A 7,668-nucleotide genomic window follows, 5' to 3' on the forward strand; every position below is an offset into this window, starting at 1 on the left:
GGGGGGGGGGGGGGGGGGGGGGGGGGGGGGCCGCGCGCCCCCCCCCCCCCCCCACGGCAGCCAGACGTCCACGACGAACCACCCGTCCTGCGGTCCGACGGTGGCCCGACCCCCGAGCAGCTTGGCGCGCTCGGCGATACCCGTGATCCCGGCGCGGCTCCCTGGCGCACGACGAGCGCCCGGCTCCGGCGGGAGCGGGTTGGCGACACGCAGGCTCACGCCGCTCGACGTGTCCCCGCCGAGGTCGATGAGGACCTCGCTGCCCGGAGCGTGCTTATGCACGTTGGTGAGCGACTCCTGCAGGATCCGGTAGGTCGCCCGGGCGACCTGCGGGCTGATCGAGGAGGCGTCGGTGAACACGACGGTCGCGACCAGACGCGTGCCCGCGGCCCGGGTCGTGGCGAGCAGGGCCGGCAGGTCCGACAGAGTGCCCCCCGCACGCTCGGCCTGGCGCTGCGCCAACCCGTCGGGGTCGCGCAGGATCTCGATCAGGTCCCGCAGGTCCTCGAGCGACCGGTGGGCTCCCTCGCGGACGACCTTGGCCGCGTCGCGGAGCTGCTCGTCCTCCTCGGGGACGGAGACCTCGAGCACCCCCGAGTGCAACGAGACGAGCGAGAGGCTGTGGGCGAGGGTGTCGTGCACCTCGCGGGCGATCAGGTGCCGCTCCTGCTGGCGTGCGACCTCGTCCTGCTGGCGGGTCACCTCGTCGCGCAGCTTCTCCGCTTCGAGGTCCTGGCGTGCGACCTCGTCGCGCAGGTGCTCGGCCACGACCTCGTGGCGCTGGGCCTCGCCCCGGAACCTGCCCACCTGGTAGTGGGCCCGGCGCGCCCAGCCCACGCTGACCGAGAGCGCGAGGCCGGCGACGAGCAGCACGACGTACACCCAGGGTGCGGCCCCGACGGGGGTCTGCGAGCCCACGGGGGTGAAGGAGAAGATCTGCTGCGCCGGCTCGCGGAACATGTCCCGCCCGAGGGCGGTCGCCGTCGCGAGGGCCGTGAGACCGCCCAGCGCCCAGCCCTGCCGGACCGGGCGCGACGAGATCACCCAGGACAGCGCCACGAGCGCCCCGATCGCGTCGAGGGGGAAGACCAGCGCGCCCACGCACGCGACCAGGCAGAGCGCGACCGGGTAGCGTCGCCGGAAGACGAGCAGCGTCGCGACCCCGACCGCGTACAGCCAGCCGAGCACGACCCAGACGAACACCCCACCGGGTGCCTCACCTCCTCCTGTGCTCTCGCCCATCCCTGCGGCCGACCCGGCGAACGAGACGCACACGGACGCGGCGAGGAACGAGGTGGTCACGATCCAGACGGTCGCGACGCGGGACCACCAGCGCCGGCCCGCGGTCGGCGCGTCGGGGACCGTGCCCGGACCCGGGCGGGGGGCGGGCGACCAGGAGCCACCATCTCGCGACGGTCGTGGCGCGGGCCGGAACGGGGGCGGCACCGGTCCGGGCACCGGGTGAGGCCACCATCCACCGGGAGGAGCCGACGCCCGCCGGACCGGCGGTACGGGACCGCTGCGCGGCGGCGTCGAGCCGGGCCAGGAAGAACCCGGTGGTGGGTACGGGGTGGTCACGGACCCAGCGTAGGGAACACCACCGACGGTGGGGTCCACCGACCGGGTCCGCGGACCTGCGGGCGTATACGACTTTCGGTGCGACGGCCGTACCCGGTCCGCCCACGCGCCCGACCGGCCCGAGGCGATGAAGTGGTCCCGTACCGATCCGGAACCACGAGAGGCCCTCCCATGAGCAACGACCAGAACCCGCAGCAGCCGCACCAGGCGTACGCCCCGCAGCAGCACACCGGGCAGCCCCACCCGCCCCAGCAGAACCAGCCGTACCCCGGGCAGCCGTACGCGGGGCAGCCCTACCCGGGGCAGCAGCCGCCCGCCCCGCGCAGGTCGTTCTTCGCCCGGCACAAGGTCCTGACGGTCTTCCTGGCGATCCTCGCGCTCGTGCTCGTCGTCTCGATCGGATCCAGCCTCGGTGGCGAGACTCCCGACACCCCCGACGCGGCAGGATCGGCAGGCGTCGCCGACGCGGCCGATCCGGGCACCGACGGCGGTACGACGGGTGATCAGGCCCCGGCGGCCCCGGCCCCTGAGGAGGCCGTGCCGGGCCTCGGCGCGGCCGTGCGCGACGGCAAGTTCGAGTTCACGGTCACGGCCGTCGAGCCGGGCGTCGCCCGGGTCGGGGACGACCTCCTGGGTGTGGACGCTCAGGGGCAGTTCGTGCTGGTGCACGTCACGGTGACCAACGTCGGGGACGCTGCCCAGATGTTCGACGCGAGCTCGCAGAAGCTCTTCGACGCGCAGGGGCGTGAGCACTCGGCCGACTCGACGGCCGGGATCTACCTGGGGGACGCCAACAGCTTCCTCAACGACATCAACCCCGGCAACTCGATCCAGGGGGTCGTGGTGTTCGACGTACCGGCCGACGCGGTGCCGGCGAGCCTTGAGCTGCACGACTCGTTCCTGTCGGGCGGCACGACGGTCGCGCTCGGCTGAGGGCCGGGAGGGCCCGCCGCGCGCACGACGAAGGCCGCCGCCCGCTCCTCGCGGAGCGGACGACGGCCCTCGTCGTCATGGAGTCGCGGCGCCGGGCGCCTGCGCCGTCAGATCCCGAGCGCCGCCGCCACGTCTGCCCGGACCTGGTCGAGGCGCGTCCGCGCGAAGGCCCGGGCGGCCGTGAGGTCGTCGGAGCTCGCGTCGGGCGCGACCGGGACGATCACCTCGAGGTAGCACTTGACCTTGGGCTCGGTGCCGCTGGGGCGCACGATGACCCGGGTGCCGTCCGCGGACAGCAGCCGGACGCCGTCGGTCGGCGGGAGCCCGTCGAGCCCTTCGGACAGGTCGACGACGTCGCTGACCCCCGAGCCTGCGAGCGTGCGCGGAGGCGCCGCGCGCAGCCGGGACATGGCCGCCGGGATCTGGTCGAGGTCGGTGAACCGGGCCGAGAGCTGGTCGGTCACGTGCAGGCCGTGAGCGCGGGCCAGGTCGTCGAGCGCGTCGACGAGCGTGCGCCCCTCGGCCTTGAGCCGGTTCGCGAGCTGCGCGAGGAGCAGAGCGGCGCTGATGCCGTCCTTGTCCCGCACGACCTGAGGATCGACGCAGTAGCCGAGCGCCTCCTCGTAGCCGTAGACCAGCCCGTCGACGCGCGAGATCCACTTGAAGCCCGTGAGCGTCGCGGAGTAGCCCAGCCCGTGGCTGTCGGCGATCTTGCGCAGCAGCCGCGAGGACACGATCGAGCTCGCGAAGAACGGGGTCCCGTGATCGGCACGGTCGGGTCCGCCGTGTGCCGCACGTCGCCCGATCTCCTCGCCGAGCAGCGAGCCCACCTCGTCGCCGTGCAGCATGCGCCACCCGTTCGACCGGGCGGTCTCGGCCCCCTGGTAGGTCCCGACGCGCGGGTCGTACACCGCGAGGGCGCACCGGTCGGCGTCGGGGTCGTTCGCGATCACGAGGTCCGCCTTGGCGTCCTGCGCGTACGCGAGCGCGAGGTCGATCGCGCCGGGCTCCTCCGGGTTGGGGAAGGCCACGGTCGGGAACAGCGGGTTCGCCTCGAACTGCTCGGCGACGCTGATGACGTCGGTGAAGCCCGCGTTCCGAAGGACCCGGTCGAGCACCTCGCCGCCCACGCCGTGCAGCGGGGTGGCGACGATGCGCAGGTCGCGCGCGGCGCCGTCGGACAGGCGGCCCACGGACTCGACGTAGCCGAGCGCGAGGTCGCGGCCCAGGACCGTCCAGCCGTCGGTCGCGCGGGGGACCTGCGCGGCCACGGGCGAGCGGTCGATCGCGGCTGCGATCCCGGCGTCGTACGGGGGCACGATCTGCGCCCCCTGGCCCGAGTCCGTGACCACGCGGCCGCCGAGGTACACCTTGTAGCCGTTGTCCGCCGGGGGATTGTGGCTCGCGGTGACCATGACGCCCGCGTCGGCGCCCAGGTGCCGCACCGCGTAGGCGAGCACAGGCGTCGGGAGGGCGGCCGGCAGGATCGACGCCTCGACGCCCGCGGCCGTGAACACCGCGGCGCTGTCGAGCGCGAACGTGTGCGAGTGGTGCCGGGCGTCGTACCCGATGACGACACGCGGCGTCTGCCCCGGCAGGGCGTCGCGCAGGAACGACGCGAGGCCCGCAGCGGCCCGGATCACGACCGCGCGGTTCATGCGGTTGGGTCCTGCAGCCATCTCGCCGCGCAGGCCCGCGGTGCCGAACTGGAGCGTGCCGACGAAGCGGTCGCGCAGCTCGGCCCGTGCCCGGGCGCGCACCTCGTGGTCGCGCGGGTCGGGGGAGTCGGCCTCCGCGAGGAGCGTGCGCAGCTCGGCCTGGTCGGCGGGCTCGGGGTCCGCCTCGATCCAGGCCTCGACCTGCGCCAGGAAGGACGCGTGGCCCTGCCCGGCCTCGTAGCCGGGGTCGTCGACGTCGAGGTGGTCCTGGGGGTTCGTCATGTCACACCAGCTTCGCGATCTCGGCGAGCAGGGAACTGATTCGGGGGCCCGCAGCCTGACCGGCCTCGATGACCTCGCCGTGCGAGAGCGGCGTCGGGCTGATGCCCGCGGCGAGGTTCGTGACCAACGAGATGCCCAGCACCTCGAGCCCCGCGTGACGCGCTGCGATGGCCTCGAGCGTGGTCGACATGCCGACGAGGTCCGCACCCAGGATGCCCGCCATGCGGACCTCGGCCGGGGTCTCGTAGTGCGGGCCGGGGAACTGGGCGTACACGCCCTCGCCGAGCGAGCCGTCGACCGACCTGGCCAGGTCGCGCAGGCGCGAGGAGTACAGGTCCGTCAGGTCGACGAAGGTCGCACCCTCCAGCGGAGAGGTGGCGGTGAGGTTGATGTGGTCGCGGATGAGCACCGGGGTGCCCGGGCCGTGGTCGAGGTTCAGGCCGCCGCACCCGTTGGTGAGGATCACGGTCTGCGCGCCGGTCGCCGCCGCGGTCCGCACGCCGTGGACGACGTGGCGCACGCCCTTGCCCTCGTACAGGTGGGTGCGCGAGCCGAGCACGAGCGCGTGACGGACCGAGCCGTCGGCGCGCTCGATCCGGATCGAGCGCGTCGTCGCGACATGACCGGCGACGGCAGGCTTCGAGAACCCGGGGATCTCGTTCGTGGGGATCTCCGCGACGACGTCGCCCAGGAGCTCTGCCGCCCCGCCCCAGCCCGACCCGAGCACGAGGGCGACGTCGTGGCCCTCGATCCCGGTGGCTTCGGCGATGTGGTCCGCAGCGGCGCGGGCCACGAGGAACGGGTCGGTCGTGGGGTCGTCGAGAGACAAGGTCGTCGTCATAGGACGAGGCTATCCGTTCTGGGGCGCAGCGCCGCGCGGAACGCCCCTCCTCGCCCCAGCGCGTCGTGGTGTCCGCATGCTGACACGAATGACCCTCGGATGCTGACAGAATGGCACCTGTGACGAACGAGAACCCCGACCTGCAGGCCAGCCGCATCGTGATCCTGGGCGGTGGACCCGGAGGCTACGAGGCGGCTCTCGTCGCCCGTCGGCTCGGTGCCGACGTCACCGTCGTCGAACGCCAGGGGCTCGGCGGCGCCGCCGTGCTCACCGACGTGGTGCCGTCCAAGACCCTCATCGCGACGGCCGACTGGATGACCATCGCCGACCGCGCCGCCGACCTCGGCATCCGCCTGCCCGTCGACACGGCCAAGGCGGCGCACCCCGCGATGCGCCGCCACATGGTCGACCTCGACGCCGTCAACACCCGCGTCATGGCGCTCGCGGCCGCGCAGTCCGCCGACATCCACGCGCGCCTCGAGCGTGAGGGCGTGCGCGTCCTGATCGGCGAGGGGCGCCTCGACGGCCCGTCGCGCGTCCAGGTCACGCTCCAGGAGGACGCGGCCGAGGTCTCGGTCGACGCCGACGTGATCCTCCTCGCGCTCGGCGCGACGCCCCGCGTGCTGCCGACCGCGATCCCCGACGGGGAGCGCATCCTCACGTGGACCCAGCTCTACAACCTCAAGGAGCTCCCCGAGCGCCTGATCGTCGTGGGCTCGGGCGTCACGGGTGCCGAGTTCGCGGGCGCCTACAACGCGCTGGGCTCCGACGTCGTGCTCGTCTCGAGCCGCGACCGCGTGCTGCCGGGCGAGGACGCCGACGCGGCCGAGCTCATCGAGGGGGTCTTCCGCTCGCGCGGCATGACCGTCATGTCCCGCACGCGCGCCGAGGCCGCCGTGCGCACCGACGAGGGCGTGGAGGTCACGCTCGCCGACGGTCGCGTGGTCAAGGGCTCGCACGTGCTGCTGGCCGTCGGGTCCATCCCCTCGACCGCGGGCATCGGCCTCGAGGAGGCCGGGGTGCGGCTGACCCCGAGCGGCCACGTGCAGGTCGACAAGGTCTCGCGCACCTCGGTGCGCGGCATCTACGCGGCGGGTGACTGCACGGGCATCCTGCCGCTCGCCTCGGTCGCCGCGATGCAGGGCCGCGTGGCCATGTCGCACGCCCTGGGCGACGCCGTGAGCCCCATCAAGCTGCGCACGGTGGCCGCGAACATCTTCACGGCCCCGGAGATCGCGACCGTCGGGTACAGCGAGGAGAAGCTCAAGGAGCAGGGGTCCAAGTACGTGACCACGACGCTCCCGCTGGCCCGCAACCCGCGCGCCAAGATGCTCGGCATGCGTGACGGGTTCGTCAAGCTGTTCGCGCACCCCGAGGCGAGCGTCGTCCTGGGCGGTGTCGTCGTGGCCCCGCGCGCGAGCGAGCTCATCTTCCCCATCACGCTCGCGGTCGCGCACCGCCTCACGGTCGACGACGTCGCGGAGGCCTTCACGGTCTACCCGTCGCTGTCCGGGTCGATCGCCGAGGTCGCGCGCATGCTGCACCACCGCGAGGACTGAGGCGCGGGCCCCGACGGCGGGGCGGGCCGTCGGGCGCCCAGCCGTCGGGGCCGGTCGCAGCTATCCGGCCGGTGCGGGCTCCTGCTCCTGCGCGGGTCGCACCACGGTCACGAGCGGACGGTGGTCGGACGAGACGTCGTCCAGGACCCGGAAGCGCTCGAAGTCGAGGCCCGCGCCGAACATCCAGTCGATCCGGTGGCGTGGCGCGTCCGCGGGGGACGTGAGGTCGTCCGTGTTCCCCGCCTGGTCCTGCCCGCTCACGAGTCCCTGGGACTCGACGAGGGTGATCTCGTCCCAGTCGGGTTCGGCGTTGAGGTCCCCCGCGAGCAGGTAGGCCCCCTCGACCGGCTCGGCCGTGAAGAGCGTCTCGAGCTGGTCGAGACGGGTCGGGGTGTTCTCGCGGCGGTGCTGCAGGTGCACGGAGGTCACGCGCAGCCCGCCGGCCCAGGCGGCGCGCAGGTCGGTCCCGTCCGCCGGCGTGACGGTCGCGGAGATCGCGGACCGGTGCTGCGGCCCTGCGCCGAAGGGCAGCGACGTCCGCGACACGTCGGAGACCGTGACGGTGTCCGGGTCCCACAGGATCGCGTTCCCGAACTGGCGGTCGGCCGCCCCGACGAACGCGACCTCCATGTCGGTGGCGCGCGCGAGGTAGCTCGCCATGTCGATGCCACCGCCCAGCACCCAGCCGCGCGAGACCTCCTGGAGCGTCACGACCTGGGCGCCCGAGTCGCGGATCGTCGCGGCGACGTCGTCGAGCTCGACCGACGGCGTCGCGCTGACCCCGTAGTGCAGGTTCCAGTCGAGGACGACGAGGCCC

General features: G+C 73.7%; 6 protein-coding genes. 2 read left to right on the forward strand and 4 right to left on the reverse strand.

Annotated features, from left to right (window positions below):
• On the reverse strand, nt 1–1,302 hold a 1,302-nt coding region (locus ACFRCR_RS14855; protein WP_377678579.1), incomplete at its 3' end, for a sensor histidine kinase.
• Nucleotides 1,303–1,749: 447 nt separating this feature from the next.
• On the opposite strand from ACFRCR_RS14855, the gene ACFRCR_RS14860 reads away from it, so the two are divergent.
• A complete protein-coding gene (locus ACFRCR_RS14860; RefSeq protein WP_377678581.1) occupies nt 1,750–2,511 on the forward strand; it encodes a DUF4352 domain-containing protein in 762 nt (253 codons plus the stop codon).
• Nucleotides 2,512–2,618: 107 nt separating this feature from the next.
• Here ACFRCR_RS14860 and ACFRCR_RS14865 read toward each other — a convergent pair whose 3' ends face one another.
• The gene (locus ACFRCR_RS14865) at nt 2,619–4,451 is read right to left on the reverse strand and encodes a phospho-sugar mutase (protein ID WP_377678583.1); all 1,833 of its coding nucleotides are present in this window, start codon (nt 4,449–4,451) and stop codon (nt 2,619–2,621) included.
• 1 nt (nt 4,452) lies between these two features.
• Nucleotides 4,453–5,292 (reverse strand): purine-nucleoside phosphorylase, encoded by an 840-nt coding sequence (locus ACFRCR_RS14870; protein ID WP_377678584.1) that lies wholly within the window; start codon nt 5,290–5,292, stop codon nt 4,453–4,455.
• Between the two features lie 119 nt (nt 5,293–5,411).
• On the opposite strand from ACFRCR_RS14870, the gene ACFRCR_RS14875 reads away from it, so the two are divergent.
• A complete protein-coding gene (locus ACFRCR_RS14875) occupies nt 5,412–6,851 on the forward strand; it encodes an NAD(P)H-quinone dehydrogenase (protein ID WP_377678586.1) in 1,440 nt (479 codons plus the stop codon).
• Nucleotides 6,852–6,911: 60 nt separating this feature from the next.
• Here the strand turns inward: ACFRCR_RS14875 and ACFRCR_RS14880 are convergent.
• Nucleotides 6,912–7,668, reverse strand: a 757-nt coding sequence (locus ACFRCR_RS14880; RefSeq protein ID WP_377678588.1) for an endonuclease/exonuclease/phosphatase family protein, incomplete at its 5' end; no start/stop codon positions are given.

The organism is Oerskovia sp. NPDC056781 (assembly GCF_042789955.1).
GTDB classification, from domain to species: Bacteria; Actinomycetota; Actinomycetes; order Actinomycetales; family Cellulomonadaceae; genus Oerskovia; species Oerskovia rustica.

Excerpts from the sequence above, each read along its gene's own strand:
- ACFRCR_RS14860 (WP_377678581.1), top strand. The coding sequence starts at position 1,750 with ATGAGCAACGACCAGAACCCGCAGCAGCCGCACCAGGCGTACGCCCCG.
- ACFRCR_RS14865 (WP_377678583.1), bottom strand. The coding sequence starts at position 4,451 with ATGACGAACCCCCAGGACCACCTCGACGTCGACGACCCCGGCTACGAG.
- ACFRCR_RS14870 (WP_377678584.1), bottom strand. The coding sequence starts at position 5,292 with ATGACGACGACCTTGTCTCTCGACGACCCCACGACCGACCCGTTCCTC.